This is a genomic window from Flavobacterium granuli (assembly GCF_031456055.1).
Lineage (GTDB): Bacteria > Bacteroidota > Bacteroidia > Flavobacteriales > Flavobacteriaceae > Flavobacterium > Flavobacterium granuli_A.
The window spans coordinates 31330-46541 of sequence record NZ_JAVDTX010000009.1; the positions used below are offsets into that span (position 1 = coordinate 31330).

11 protein-coding genes, 1 pseudogene and 1 riboswitch are annotated in these 15212 nt (G+C 36.4%); all 12 genes and pseudogenes read right to left on the bottom strand.

Annotated elements, in window-relative coordinates; translation table 11 throughout:
- Positions 1 to 2: 2 nt before the first annotated feature.
- The gene (metF, locus tag J2W95_RS16850; protein ID WP_310009108.1) at positions 3 to 959 is read right to left on the bottom strand and encodes a methylenetetrahydrofolate reductase [NAD(P)H]; all 957 of its coding nucleotides are present in this window, start codon (positions 957 to 959) and stop codon (positions 3 to 5) included.
- Positions 960 to 1041: 82 nt separating this feature from the next.
- Positions 1042 to 3741: pseudogene (metH, locus tag J2W95_RS16855) on the bottom strand (methionine synthase); the annotation flags it as partial.
- Positions 3742 to 4017: 276 nt separating this feature from the next.
- On the bottom strand, positions 4018 to 4806 hold the full coding sequence (locus J2W95_RS16860; protein WP_310009110.1) for a hypothetical protein: 789 nt from the start codon (positions 4804 to 4806) through the stop codon (positions 4018 to 4020).
- A 139-nt stretch (positions 4807 to 4945) separates the two neighbouring features.
- Positions 4946 to 5947, bottom strand: a complete 1002-nt coding sequence (locus J2W95_RS16865) for a homocysteine S-methyltransferase family protein (RefSeq protein WP_173505463.1) — start codon at positions 5945 to 5947, stop codon at positions 4946 to 4948.
- 235 nt (positions 5948 to 6182) lie between these two features.
- Positions 6183 to 6290, bottom strand: a riboswitch (SAM riboswitch).
- A 202-nt stretch (positions 6291 to 6492) separates the two neighbouring features.
- On the bottom strand, positions 6493 to 7545 hold the full coding sequence (locus J2W95_RS16870) for an NAD(P)/FAD-dependent oxidoreductase (RefSeq protein WP_310009114.1): 1053 nt from the start codon (positions 7543 to 7545) through the stop codon (positions 6493 to 6495).
- 153 nt (positions 7546 to 7698) lie between these two features.
- Positions 7699 to 8280 carry a precorrin-2 dehydrogenase/sirohydrochlorin ferrochelatase family protein gene (locus J2W95_RS16875; RefSeq protein ID WP_310009116.1) on the bottom strand — a complete coding sequence of 194 codons (582 nt, stop codon included), beginning with the start codon at positions 8278 to 8280 and terminating at the stop codon, positions 7699 to 7701.
- Positions 8280 to 9056, bottom strand: coding sequence for a uroporphyrinogen-III C-methyltransferase (cobA, locus tag J2W95_RS16880; protein WP_310009118.1), 777 nt, complete (start codon positions 9054 to 9056; stop codon positions 8280 to 8282). Before cobA ends, J2W95_RS16875 begins: the two co-directional genes overlap by 1 nt.
- Positions 9049 to 11139, bottom strand: a complete 2091-nt coding sequence (locus tag J2W95_RS16885) for a nitrite reductase (RefSeq protein ID WP_310009120.1) — start codon at positions 11137 to 11139, stop codon at positions 9049 to 9051. The genes cobA and J2W95_RS16885 overlap by 8 nt, the downstream gene beginning before the upstream one ends.
- Before the next feature lie 82 nt (positions 11140 to 11221).
- The gene (locus J2W95_RS16890; RefSeq protein WP_310009122.1) at positions 11222 to 12466 is read right to left on the bottom strand and encodes a sulfate adenylyltransferase subunit 1; all 1245 of its coding nucleotides are present in this window, start codon (positions 12464 to 12466) and stop codon (positions 11222 to 11224) included.
- A gap of 105 nt (positions 12467 to 12571) precedes the next feature.
- Positions 12572 to 13471, bottom strand: a complete 900-nt coding sequence (cysD, locus tag J2W95_RS16895; RefSeq protein ID WP_111411121.1) for a sulfate adenylyltransferase subunit CysD — start codon at positions 13469 to 13471, stop codon at positions 12572 to 12574.
- Positions 13472 to 13535: 64 nt separating this feature from the next.
- Positions 13536 to 14237 carry a phosphoadenylyl-sulfate reductase gene (locus J2W95_RS16900; RefSeq protein ID WP_310009126.1) on the bottom strand — a complete coding sequence of 234 codons (702 nt, stop codon included), beginning with the start codon at positions 14235 to 14237 and terminating at the stop codon, positions 13536 to 13538.
- Positions 14237 to 15157: a sulfite exporter TauE/SafE family protein gene (locus J2W95_RS16905; protein ID WP_310009128.1), complete on the bottom strand. Its 921-nt coding sequence runs from the start codon at positions 15155 to 15157 to the stop codon at positions 14237 to 14239. Before J2W95_RS16905 ends, J2W95_RS16900 begins: the two co-directional genes overlap by 1 nt.
- Positions 15158 to 15212 lie beyond the last annotated feature (55 nt).

Consider the following 15212-nt stretch of genomic DNA (forward strand, 5'->3'; position numbering starts at 1 on the left):
ATTTAAAAAACGTGACTCGCTATTTGTCTAATATTCTCCGATTTTCCCATAGAATAATAATGCAACACAGGAACTCCCGCTGCTTTCAATTCTATTGATTGTTGGATAGCCCACTCGATACCCACTTGACGTATTTCGGCGTTGTTCTTGCACTTATCTACTGCACTTATTAAATCTTCCGGTAAATCAATACGGAAAATTTGAGGCAAAATTTGCAAATGTTTTTGAACCGCAATTGGCTTAATTCCTGGAATAATTGGAACAGTAATTCCCATTTCTCTTGCTTTGGCAACAAACTCAAAATATTTAGCATTCTCAAAAAACATTTGAGTTACCACATAATCAGCACCTGCATCTACTTTCTCTTTCAGTCTTTTCAAGTCTGACAGTAAAGAAGGAGCTTCTAAATGCTTCTCCGGATAACCGGCTACTCCAATGCAAAAATCGGCTTTGTTATCTGCATCCATGACATCGTGTAAATACTTTCCGCAATTCAATTGATTGATTTGTGAAACCAAATCTACCGCAAAATTATTTCCACCCGCTTTTGGAACAAAAGACTGTTCGTCTTTCATCGCATCTCCACGAAGTGCCATCACGTTATTGATCCCAAGATAATGACAATCCACCAACATATACTCTGTTTCTTCTTTGGTAAAACCTCCGCAAAGTAAGTGTGGCACAGTATCAACATTGTATTTGTGTTTTATAGAAGCACAAATTCCTAATGTTCCCGGACGCATTCTGGTTAATTTTTTATCCAATAATCCGTTGCCCTTATCAATGTAAATATACTCCTCACGAGAAGTCGTCACATCTATAAATGGCGGTTTGAACTCCATCAACGGATCGATATTGTCGTATAACTCCTGAATGCTTTTCCCTTTTTGTGGCGGAATAATTTCGAAAGAGAATAACGTTTCTCCTTTGGCTTTTTCTATATGTTCTGTTACTTTCATCTTAAGTCTTAAAAGTTTGAATGCCGAAAGTCGAAAGTAAAGTCCTATGAGACTTTATGACTTTTGACTTTATGACTATGTTTTAATCTGCAATATTTGGATTCAACCATTTCATGGCAACATCTGTTGAAACGCTTCTTCTTTTAGCGTAATCAATCACTTGGTCTTCTTTTATTTTTCCAAGACCAAAATACTTACTTTCAGGGTTTCCGAAATAATATCCCGAAACCGATGAAGCCGGCCACATTGCCATACTTTCGGTTAAGGTTACTCCTATTTCTTTTTCCACGTTAAGCAGTTTCCAGATCGTTGGTTTTTCCAAGTGATCGGGACAGGCAGGATAACCTGGCGCCGGACGAATTCCTTTATAGTCTTCTTCAATAAGCGCTTGTTTGCTCAAAACCTCATCGGCTGCATAACCCCAAATTTCTTTACGTACTTTTTCGTGTAGATATTCGGCGAATGCTTCTGCGAAACGGTCAGCCAAAGCTTTAACCATAATCGAATTGTAATCGTCCAAATCCTTTTCGAATTCAGCCGCCCATTCGTCTACGCCAAAACCGGTGGTTACGCAAAACGCTCCCATGTAATCGACTTTTCCGCTCTCTTTTGGAGCAATAAAATCGGCTAATGCGATATTTGGAGCTCCTTTTGTTTTTTGTGACTGCTGACGCAAAGTCAAGAATGTTTGCAATGGTTTTCCGTTTTCATCAGTCAATTCAATATCGTCATCATTGATTTGATTCGCAGGGAAGATTCCGTAGATTCCTTTGGCTTGTAATTTTTTCTCTTTCAAAATCACCTCCAACATTGCTTGCGCATCCGCAAAAACAGAAGTCGCCTGTTCACCAACAACCTCATCCGTCAAAATCGCTGGATATTTTCCAAACAATTCCCACGTTCTGAAAAACGGAGTCCAGTCAATATATGGAACCAACACATCCAAATCCACTTCGACAATTTGCTCTCCGATAACTTTTGGTTTTACAGGTTCGAAATGTCTCCAATCCAATTGTAATTTATTTTTACGTGCTTGCTCGATTGTTAGGAAATTCTTGTCGCGTGAACGATTCAAGAATGTTTCTCTAAACGCATCATAATCCGCTCTAATATCGCTAGCGTAAATTTTTCGGTTGTGATCCAATAAATTTCCAGCCACCGTAACGGCTCTCGACGCATCATTTACGTGAATTACAGTTGATTTATATTGAGGTGCAATTTTTACGGCAGTATGCGCACGCGAAGTGGTTGCACCACCAATCATTACAGGAATTTTCATCCCTTTTTTATCTAATTCTTTTGCGAGATAAACCATTTCGTCCAAAGACGGCGTGATTAATCCACTCAATCCAATAATATCTACTTCATGCTCAATAGCGGCAGCAATAATTTTTTCGGGAGCTACCATAACTCCTAAATCAACGATCTCATAATTATTACAGGCCAATACCACCGAAACAATATTTTTACCAATATCGTGTACATCACCTTTTACTGTTGCCATCAAGATTTTTCCGTTTCCTGATTTGTCGCCTACCTGTTTAGCCGCTTCAATAAACGGCAATAAATAAGCCACCGCTTTTTTCATCACACGAGCCGATTTTACCACCTGCGGTAAAAACATTTTACCAGAACCAAACAAATCTCCCACAACATTCATTCCCGTCATCAAATTGATTTCGATAACTTCAATAGGTTTTGTGGCAGCCAATCTTGCTTCCTCAACATCAATTTCTATAAATTCATCCACTCCTTTTACCAAGGAATGTGTGATTCTTTCCTGAACCGTTCCCGAACGCCATTCTTGAACCGCTTTCTCATTGCTCTTTACATCGCCTTTTACATTCTCTGCAAAATCCAATAAACGTTCAGTGGCATCGTCGCGTCTGTCCAAAATTACATCCTCAACGTGTTCCAACAAATCTTTTGGAATCTCATCATAAATCGAAAGCATTTCCGGATTTACGATTCCCATTGTCATTCCGTTTTTAATGGCATGGTATAAGAAAACCGAGTGCATCGCTTCCCTCACCGTATCATTTCCTCTAAACGAAAACGAAACGTTACTTACCCCGCCGCTAATATGTGCGTGCGGTAAATTTTTCCGAACCCATTTGGTTCCTCTAAAGAAATCCAAAGCATTCAAGCGGTGTTCCTCCATACCTGTAGCTACTGGGAATATATTCAAATCGAAGATGATATCCTGTGGAGCAAAATCTACTTTATTGACCAAAATATCATACGAACGCTGGCAAATTTCAACTCTTCTGTCAAAATTATCAGCTTGTCCCACCTCATCAAAAGCCATTACGATAACCGCAGCACCGTAACGTTTGATCAATTTGGCGTGGTGAATAAATGCTTCTTCTCCTTCTTTCAACGAAATCGAGTTTACCACACATTTTCCCTGCACGACTTTCAAACCAGCCTCAATGATTTCCCATTTCGAACTGTCAATCATAATAGGCACACGAGAAATATCCGGCTCGGCAGCAATCAAGTTAAGGAATTTAGTCATCGCATAAACTCCATCAAGCATTCCTTCATCCATATTGATATCGATGATTTGCGCGCCACCTTCTACCTGCTGTCTCGCAATATCGAGTGCTTCCTCATATTTTTCCTCCTTGATCAATCGAAGGAACTTTCTAGAACCTGTTACATTGGTTCGCTCCCCAACATTCACAAATACGCTGTCCGGCGTAATGATCAAAGGCTCTAATCCCGATAATACAAGGTTTCTTCTATTTTTATTGTGTCCCATTTTTTTATTTTGAGTTACTAAGTCTCTAAGTGGCTTAGATTCTAAGTTTTATTATTTTGTCTACTGTCTAAAAAACTGTAGGTATATTTTATTTTAATTTCAACTTTATTTGGGCGTGACCACAAGGGTCGGGCTATTCGTTCCCGCTTTTTTTCTTGCTGAAAAATCAAGAAAAAAGAGCTCCACTTCTATCCCTCACGCGGGCATTTTGCAATAAATTAAGTTTTGTTTTAATCTAAAACCTTTTATTTTATTCACTTTACGGGCACAGATTGCAAATCCGTACATCAGTACTTAATTTACTTGTTTTTTCAATTCTTGCAATTCTTTTCGCAATTCATCTTCACTTTTCTCTATAGTTTTCAATTGTTGTTCAAAATTAGTACTCAGAAAACTATTTTGAATTAGATTCCTTTTTTCTTTAGTAAATTTGACTAATTCAATTTTAAGTTCTGCTATTCTCACTAATTTCTCTCTAAAACAGATACAGAAATCCTTATTCTCAGATATTGTTTCAATTCTTGAAACTTGTTTATTATTCCACTTCCCACCCCAAATTTCATTATTTACCAATATCCACAATGGCTTCTCTTCGCTTACAAGAGTTTCACACAACTTTATATTTTTTTCAACAAATGATTTATCAGCAAAAAATTCATATTTATTTTTATCTAACGCAATGAAATTCCCTTTATTTATAAAATATCCTGACAAAACTTCAGTCACATACATTTTTTTGACCCCAACAATCAATTCATGTACGCCATCCTTATTTTCTGACTTTTCATCTACAGCTTTTATAGGGGAATTTTCAATTAAATGTGTTGCATATCTTATCCCGTCTTCAAACTCATAGATAGAAAATTTTTTAAGTTCATCAGTTTTCTCATCTAGTTTTTCCAATCTAATTAACTCTGATAAATTTGAACTACATAAAATCTTTTTCTCTCCTCCGTCAATAATAAGTGTAATATTTTTACTATAATTAAGCCAACAGTCAATTTTATCTATTTCGATTTTTGATTCCGAACCAAATATTTTCCCAATATTCCCAATGTATATACCGTCAAATATCTTTCCCATACTTTTGAATTTAATATACCGATTTACATCAAATGTTCTTCAGAATTAGTGAAATTATTCATTAAATGCTTTCACCAAAATCGACTTTCCGTACTATTCTTTAATTAATACAAAATTTTAAAAACATTGCAAAAATTCATTACATCACCGCCGTCGAAACTCTAGGCTTATAATCCTTCGCGATATCAGCAATCAGTTTAATATGATTTGGAGTTGTTCCGCAACAACCTCCTATGATGTTTATTAAATTATCGTCTAAATAACTTTTAATTTGTGCTTGCATTTCCTCCGGTGTTTCATCGTATTCTCCGAAAGCGTTTGGCAATCCTGCATTTGGATGCGCCGAAACGTTGAAAGAAGTGTTATGAGACAAGGTTTGCAAATATGGTTTCAATAAATCGGCACCAAGGGCACAATTGAATCCTACGCTCAACAATGGAATATGCGAAACAGAAACCAAAAAGGCTTCTACCGTTTGTCCTGAAAGTGTTCTTCCCGAAGCATCAGTAATCGTTCCCGAAACCATGATTGGAATATCAAGATTGCGTTCTTCTTTTACTTGTTCGATTGCAAAAAGTGCTGCTTTGGCATTTAATGTATCAAAAATAGTTTCCACCAAAAGTAAGTCGCAACCGCCGTCCATTAAGGCTTCGACTTGTTGCTTGTAAGCAATTCTCAAATCATCAAAAGTTACTGCTCTGTATCCTGGATCGTTTACGTCTGGCGACATACTCGCCGTACGGTTTGTCGGGCCTATTGAACCGGCAACAAAACGAGGTTGGTTTGGATTTTTGGCAGTGAATTCATCAGCTACTTCACGGGCAAGTTTTGCCGATTCATAGTTCAATTCATAAACATATTCTTCTAGGTAATAATCCGCCATACCGATGGTGGTTCCTGAGAAAGTGTTGGTTTCTACAATATCTGCTCCTGCTTCAAAATAAGCTGCGTGCACGGCCTTGATCGCCTGAGGCTGCGTTAGGGACAATAAATCGTTGTTCCCTTTTAGTGGATGGGGAAAATCTTTGAATCGTTCGCCACGAAAATCTTCTTCAGAGAAATTATAACGTTGCAGCATAGTTCCCATTGCTCCGTCGAGCACGAGTATTCTCTTTTTTATTTCTTCTTGAATTGTTGACATATTTTTTATTTCTCGCAAAGACGCAAAGGCGCTAAGCTCATTATTAATTCCAAAAATTCCTAATTATGGCTCTTTAGCCCCGATGGAAGCGACATCCTTTTATTCTGGGGTTCAGAATAAAAGATATAGCATACAGCGGGAACGTTGACTGCAAAAAATGCGCCAATCTTTCGCTCTAAAAAATTATCGAAATGTTAATCATGAAAAGGTTTGAAAAATACTGGGATGTATTCTTGTGTTATCTATCCGCGCTATGCGTGGTAGAATGTAGCACCTTCTTTAAAAAAGTAAAGGGTTGCTAAGGTTTCATCGGGTCTTTTCCCTCCGCCTTTCGTGATAACTTTCAGTAAAAAAAAGAACGGTGCAAAGAAACGACATAACCCCAACAATTGCAAGTTTTTTTTTTAGATTCTAAGGTTCTGAGCGACTAACACTCTAAGTCAAAATTTTCATTCAAAATCATTATAAAAAAAAGCTCAAACTATATTACAAGTTTGAGCTTTTTTAAAAATCTTAGCCTCTCAGCTTCTTAGTATCTCAGCAACTTAAACAATTGCTTTCACTACCGCTTTTGGAGCTTCTTTACGAGTACCGTCGAATCCGTCAACTCCGGAAACGGTTGTGTATTTCATAACATATTTTTTACCAGGATTGATGATTTGGTAAGCCGCTTGACACATTAAAGTCGCTTCATGGAATCCGCAAAGAATCAATTTCAATTTCCCTGGATACGTGTTTACGTCACCAATGGCGAAAATTCCTGGAATATTCGTTTGATAATCCAAAGCGTTGTTTACTTTGATTGCATTTTTTTCGATTTCCAATCCCCAGTGTGCAATAGGACCTAATTTTGGTGTTAAACCAAAAAGTGGAATAAAATAATCACATTTTATGTTTTGGTGAGCACCTTCTTCTTCAACATCAACTGATTCTAAATGCTCAGCTCCGTTTAAACCTACTACTTCTCCCGGAGTAATCATTTTGATTTTTCCAGCGTTTTTCAATTCCTGTACTTTTTCAACAGAATCAAGAGCTCCTCTAAATTCGTTTCTTCTATGAATTAAAGTAACCTCTGAAGCAACATTTGCCAAGAAAATACTCCAGTCCAAAGCTGAATCTCCTCCTCCGGAAATCACAACTCTTTTGTCTCTGAATTTTTCTGGATTCTTGATAAAGTATTTCACTCCTTTATCTTCGTAAAATTCGATATCTTCGATAAGAGGTTTTCTTGGTTCGAAACTTCCCAAACCTCCAGCAATAGCTACAACAGACGCGTGGAATTTTTTCCCTTTATTTGAAGTAACAATAAAACTTCCGTCTTCTTGCTTTTCGATAGTTTCTGCACGCTCACCAAGAGTAAATCCAGGTTCGAACTGCTTGATTTGCTCCATTAAATTATCCACTAAATCTCCTGCCAATACTTCCGGGAATCCTGGAATATCATAAATTGGTTTCTTTGGATACAACTCTGAAAGTTGCCCTCCAGCTTGTGGCAAAGCATCAAGAATATGACATTTTAATTTTAACAATCCTGCTTCGAAAACGGCGAATAGACCTGTTGGTCCAGCTCCTATTATAAGTATGTCTGTTTTAACCATTATATTTAAATTTTACTCTTATTAATTATTTTCAATTTAGCTTACAAATAAACGAATGCTTTCAATTTCTGAATATGATAATTATCAGAGAATCTCATTCGTTATTTCTGTATTCTATTCTCTTTATTCTAATTTCTGCGTACTGAAATCTGCTTACTCTTTTCTCTTCAGTCCTTCTGTAATTTCGTTCATCTTTTGAACTTTTTCTTCGAAATTACCTTTCAAAGTCTTTCGATATTCATTCAGGTTTTGAACCATTTTATTGATATCCTCGGGAATTACTTCTTCAAAAAACTCGCGTAATCTTTTGGCCGTTGTTGGTGATTTTCCATTGGTTGATATCGCAATTTTTACGTTTCCTTTAGTCACAATTCCACCTAAATAATAATCGCATAAATCGGGTGTGTCAGCAATATTGCAAATGAGATAACGCTTTCGAGCTAAATCATAAACTCTTTTATTGACTTCCAAATCATCGGTACAAGCGATAACCATATGTCGTTTTTTTAGCATTTTTTTCTTGAACTTCGCTTGAGTAAGCTTAATCGAAGGATGCTTTTCAGCCAAAATTTTTATCTCTAAATGAAAATCTTTTGCAACTACCTCAACATTTGCATTCGGGCTTGATTTCAACATAAACGACAACTTTTCCAAACCTACATTTCCTCCACCAACAATAAGCACATTGATGTTGTGTAGTTTTAAAAAAATAGGATATAATTCGTTTCTTTCCATTATAACTTTATTTCAGCAGCAACAAACTCTTCGTAAAAACCTTTTAACTGATTGCTTTCTTTGACCACTTCTCCAATTACAATAATTGCAGGGGAGCTTAATTTATTTTCGGCAACCACTTCTTGAATCGTATCAATTGTTCCAACGCCTATTTTTTCGTTTGGTGTTGTTCCGTTTTGAATAATCGCAACGGGTGTCTCACCTTTGGATTCATTTTGAAATAAAGTAACAATTTGTGATAGTTTACTCATTCCCATCAAAATCACAACAGTTGCTGATGATTTTGCTGCAAGAGCGATATCACTAGACAAATTTCTGTTGGAAGTGGTTCCTGTGATTACCCAAAAACTTTCGGAAGTTCCTCTTTTGGTCAATGAAATTCCCTGATAAGCGGGAACTGCAATCGCGGATGAAATTCCGGGTACTACAAATGTAGGGATTCCAAAACTTTCTGCGTAATCTATTTCTTCACTTCCTCTTCCGAAGATAAATGGATCTCCTCCTTTTAACCGAACCACGTGCCCGTAAGTTAGCGCATTATCGACAATCAATTGATTGATTTGATCTTGCGAATATTCGTGACACCCAATTCTTTTCCCCACAAATATTTTTATGGAATTTTGAGGAGCATACTTCATTATTTCCTCATTGGCCAAGGCATCATACAAAACCACATTCGCTTCAGCAAGTGCTTTTACGCCTTTTAGCGTAAGCAAGTCTGGGTCGCCAGGTCCTGCGCCTACTAAAGTTACTTTGGGTTGTATCGTTTTATGCATTAGCTAAATCTTTGGTTCTGTATGCTTCTATCTTTCCGAAGAAAGCTATAGCATCTTGTATATATTTTTGCGCGAACGCTTCTGATGGTTCGTTAGCTCTGATTTGATAAACCAAATCTTTAAAATCTGAACCCAACTCTATTTTTTTGCTTTCGATGAAAACAGTATCAAACAAATCAATAATTCCAGCGTGGTGGTTTGTTTTTTCGTTTTCAGCCAATAATAATGCTTTAGCACCATTTACAAAACCTGCGTATGCCAAATAAATAGAATCAGACCATTTTTCTTCTTGTAAAGCTTCGTATGCAAAAGTTAATTTGTCTTTGGCTTCAAATAATAATGTAGCAACTAAATCAATTACAACACCGGCACACTCTCCAACCCCAACTGCTTTTACGTAGTTATCGGCATTACCCCAATCCACGAAATCAGCTTCTGTTAAATTAGTTACATCTGCCAACGGTTTCAAGAACTCATAGAAATATTTCTCTCCTTTGGCATCGTAATAATCCACAAATGGTTGTCCGTTTCCATTAGCTTCAAAATCATTTAAGATTAATCGCAAGGCATCTGGTCCTCTTCTGCTTGGTATTTTGATTACTTTATCAGAAAAACGTCCTACTCCATTTCCTATATTCTTTCCTCCTAACAATACCTGAAGTGCTGGAGCTACCAGTTTTCCTGCATTGATGGACATTCCTTGGAAACCTATTTCGGACATATTGTGTTGTCCACAGGCATTCATACACCCGCTAATTTTTATGGCAATATCCACATTGTTATTAAATTGTGGATATTCGGCTGCTATAACTCTTTCCAATTCTTCGGCAATACCAGTACTGCTCGCAATTCCTAAATTACAGGTGTCAGTTCCTGGACAAGCCGTGATATCAGCAACGGTATTGTATCCTAAAGTCACAAAATCCAATTTGGCTAATTCCTGATAGAAAAAAGGAAGATTTTCTTCTTTGATGTTACGGATAAGAATATTTTGTCTTAATGAAAAACGCAATTCATTGGCACCATAATTTTTAACCAAATCAGCCAATAATCTTGCTTTGTCGATATAGAAATCTCCCAAAAGAATTTTAATTCCAATAGCAACATATCCAGCTTGTTTTTGTGCGATTACATTCGATTTTTTCCAAGCTTCATAAGCTTCAACATTATCAATTGTTACTGAAGGTACTTCCAATAAAGGTTCCGTAATTGTTCCTTCAAAATCAGTAGTGTCTATTTCGTATGTATGGAAAGCCAATGCTTTTTTCTCTTCGTCAACCAAACGCATAAATTCATCACGTCCCAAATCTTTGATTAAGAATTTCAAACGCGCTTTCAAACGTTTTGCTCTTTCTCCGTGACGGTCAAAAACCCTAATTACTCCTTCGGCAGTTGGGATAATTTGGTTAACTGGCACAAATTCCGAAAGCAATTCAGCGTGGCTTGGTTGTGAACCTAAACCTCCACCTAACATTATTTTGAAACCTTTTTCACCATTTACAATTTTTGGAATGAATCCTAAATCGTGCAAATAACTCAAAGCGGTATCTTTATCAGAAGATGAGAATGATATTTTGAACTTACGTCCCATTTCTTGACAAATTGGGTTACGTAACAGATATTGAAACAAAGCGTGTGCATAAGGCGATACGTCAAATGGCTCATCTACATCAATTCCGGCAGTTTCACTAGCAGTAATATTTCTTACCGTGTTTCCACAAGCTTCTCTCAATGTAATATCATCTTTGGCCAAATCTGCCCAAAGTTCAGGTGTTCTGTCCAAACTTACATAGTGAATTTGAATATCCTGACGCGTTGTGATGTGCAAACGACCTGTTGAATATTTTTCAGACACATCGGTGATTCTTCTCAATTGTTCGCTAGACACTTTTCCGTATGGCAATTTAATACGAATCATTTGTACGCCTTCTTGACGTTGACCGTAAATACCACGTGCTAAACGAAGACTACGAAAACGCTCATCATCAATTTGTCCGTTACGGAAAGAAAAGATTTTTTTCTCTAAATCAATAATCTCTTTTTGGACAATTGGGTCCTCTATTTCTGTTCTAAAACTTTGCATCTTATCTAGTTTTTTTTGTCTATTGTTTATTGTTGCTGGCTAATGGCTATTTATATCATAACTATTAACTAAAAACCATCAACTATTTAATAAAACCAACTCCTGCTGTTGTGTTGGTTGCAGCATCTATCAAAATGAAGGCTCCATTAGATTTATTTTCTGTGTAAGCATCAAAATAGATAGCTTTACTTAATTTAATGGTTACTTCTCCAATTTCATTAATAGCCAATTGAGTTGCTGGAGTTGTTCCAGAATAATCAGTTGCGATTACGTTTTTCACACTGTCAATTTTTGCCAAAACTCTGTTACTGTTGTGCTGTACAAAATATTTTGCTCCTGCCACTAATTTTTTATTGTCCATCCAACAAACTGTTGTTGTGATATCTTTTTCAATTTTAGGAAGCTCACTTGATTTTACAATCATATCGCCTCTCGTCACATTGATGTCATTTTCTAATTCAATAGTGATCGAAGAACCAGCTGTAGCTTCATCAAACTGTTGGTCAAAAAAGTGAATGTTTGTCACTTTAGATTCTGTTAATGAAGGCAATACTGTAACAGCATCTCCTACTTTAATATTGTTTCCAACTAATTTTCCGGCATATCCTCTAAAATCGTGATATTCCTCAGTTTTTGGTCTAATAACCGTCTGAACAGGGAAACGTGCTTTTCCATTTTCGTAAATATCTTTTGGCTCCAAACCTTCCAAATGCTCCAAAACAGTTTGTCCAGTGTACCAAGGCATATTCTCTGATCTGTCAGCCACATTTCCACCATTGATCGCACTTAACGGAATGTAACTTACGTTTTGTTCTTTGTAAGCGCTTTTAGCGTTTAATGCTTGAAAGTCGGCTTTGATTTTGTTGTATACTTCTTCCGAATAATCAACCAAATCCATTTTGTTTACCGCAACAATCACATCTTTTACTCTCAATAAATTATTGATAAAAAAGTGACGGTATGTTTGCTCAATTACTCCTTTACGGGCATCTATCAAAATAATAGACACTTGTGAAGTCGAAGCTCCGGTAACCATATTACGAGTATATTCTACGTGACCTGGAGTATCGGCAATGATGTAACTTTTTTTCGCTGTAGAAAAATAAATATGCGCTACGTCTATTGTAATTCCTTGTTCTCTCTCTGCAACCAAACCATCGGTAGCCAAAGAAAAATCTAAATAATCGTATCCTTTTTGCTTACTGCTTTTTTCTATTGCTTCAATCTTATCTGTAGTCAATGATTTTGTATCGTACAACAATCTTCCGATTAAAGTACTCTTTCCGTCATCTACGCTTCCTGCTGTTGCTATTTTTAAAACTTCCATCAGTTTTTTTAATTTAAATATTGAATTTGATTTTTTATTTTAAATGTTGAATTCTAAATTTTAAATGCTTTCTAAATAATTCAAAATTTATAATTTAAAATAATTTTAAAAGTACCCTTGTTGTTTTCTTTTTTCCATCGCTGCCTCAGAACGTTTATCGTCAATTCTGGCTCCTCTTTCAGAAATAGTTGAAGTACGAATTTCTCCAACTACTTCTTGAATGGTTGCTGCATACGATTCAACAGCGGCGGTACAACTCATATCTCCAACGGTTCTGAAGCGAACAATTCTTTCTTCGATTTGTTCGTCTTCTTCTTGGTACACAAAAGGAGAGTGTGACCAAATTAAACCGTCTCTCAAAAAAACTTTACGTTTGTGTGAAAAGTAAATCGATGGAATTTCGATTTGCTCTTGTTCGATATAACTCCAAACATCCAATTCAGTCCAGTTTGAAATTGGGAAAACGCGCACGTTTTGACCGTTTTCAATTTTTCCGTTCAAAAGGTCAAACAATTCAGGACGTTGATTTTTTTCATCCCATTGACCAAAATCATCACGAACAGAAAAAATACGTTCTTTGGCTCTTGCTTTTTCTTCGTCACGACGTGCTCCACCTATACAAGCATCAAATTTGAATTCTTCGATAGCATCTAATAATGTAGTTGTCTGCAAACTGTTTCTGCTTGAGTATTTCCCTGATTCTTCCACTACTTTACCTTCATCAATAGCATCTTGCACATTACGAACGATTAATTCCAATCCTAATTCGGCTACCAATTTATCTCTAAATTCAATCGTTTCAGGAAAATTGTGTCCTGTGTCCACGTGTAACAATGGAAAAGGAATTTTAGCTGGGAAAAATGCTTTTTGCGCTAAACGCACTAATGTAATTGAATCTTTACCGCCGGAGAAAAGCAAAACGGGTTTATCAAATTGAGAAATTACTTCTCTGAATATGTAAATTGCTTCGCTTTCTAAAGCATTTGTTTTTAAAACTGAACTCATTATTATTTGGTAATTTGTTTATCTGTTTTCCGTTAAACGATTAAACTTATAAACGATTAAACTTTTATTTTTGATGTAATCCACATTCTTTATGGCTGGATTCCCACGACCATCTTCCTGCTCTGATATCTTCTCCTTCAGCAATTGCTCTAGTACATGGTGCACAACCGATGCTTACAAACCCTTTTTTATGCAAAGCATTTTGTGGCACATTATTCTCATCAATATATTTTTGAACATCTTCCAAACTCCATTTCAACAATGGATTGAATTTTATGATATTGAAATGAGCGTCATATTCAAATGCTACCAAATCATTTCTGTTTTCCGATTGTTCGGCACGTAAACCAGTAATCCAAACCTCATTTCCTTTCAAAGCTTTGGTTAACGGCGCCACTTTTCGAATAAAACAACATTCTTTTCTGTTCTCCACCGATTCGTAAAAGCTGTTCGGTCCTTTTGTATTCAACAGATTTTCTACATCACTGGCTTCCGGAAAATAAGATTGAATCGCTACTTTGTATTTTTTAATCGTTCTATGAAAAACATCATAGGTTTCTTGAAATAATCTGCCGGTATCCAATGTAAAAATGGTAATTGGCAATTCGTTTTTGGCAATTAAAGCAGTTATTACCTGATCTTCCTGACCAAATGAAGTCGAAAAAACCACTTTCCCTTTGTACTCATTAGCCAAAAAAGCCAAAGTTTCCTCAATCGTGAAACCCGCAGTTTTTTCTAATAAAGTATTTGCTATCGCTGCACTCATTATAATAATTTAGATAATGTTTTTAAACTCAAAATGATAATTAATATTCCCACTGCAATCATCATAGGCTTTCTCTTGATTTTGTTAACCAAATAAGCTCCAAGTGGCGCCGCTATAACTCCACCCAGAATTAAACCCATAATTACTTGCCATCCGTGTATTCCACCGAAAAGCATAAAAGTGATTCCGCTGGCAAAAGAAACAGCAAACTCAGCCGCATTTACCGATCCAATAGTATAACGAGGATTTCTACCACGCCCTAATAAAGTAGAAGTTACAATTGGCCCCCATCCGCCGCCGCCAACAGCATCCATAAATCCTCCAAAAGAAGCCAGAATATCCAATCGTTTCGTTTTCTTTTTCACAATATTTTTAACCAATGCTTTTTTGATAATAATAACTGCCAATATTATCATATAGACTGCTATAAAAGGCTTAATTACATCTCCATCAATTATATCCGACAACAAATAAGCCCCTGTAATTGACCCTAAAACTCCCGGAATTAAAAGGTGTTTTACCAGTTTTTTATTAATATTTCCAAATCGATGATGTGATATCGCAGAAGCACCTGTGGTAAACATTTCAGCAACGTGAACACCTGTGCTGCTCACTACCGGTGGAACTCCGTATGCCAATAAAAAGGAAGTCGAAGTAGCTCCATATCCCATTCCTAAAGTTCCATCTACCAATTGTGCAAAAACTCCAATGCAGAAAAAAACCAAAAACTCTTGATTAAACCCAGATACAAATCCAGACCAAGTAAACTCAGCATGGTGATTATAAATCAAAATAGATATAAGACCTACTAATAAAATAACTGGGATAATTACCCATAAGCGCTTCTTAAAAGTTACGTCTTGTTTTGTTGTTCCAACATTTGGAATTACTTCATCACTCATTTTATTATTTTTTTTCATTTGTTTAAAATCTATTACCCTATCGGCTTAGTAGATTACTTTGCAAAAGTAACAC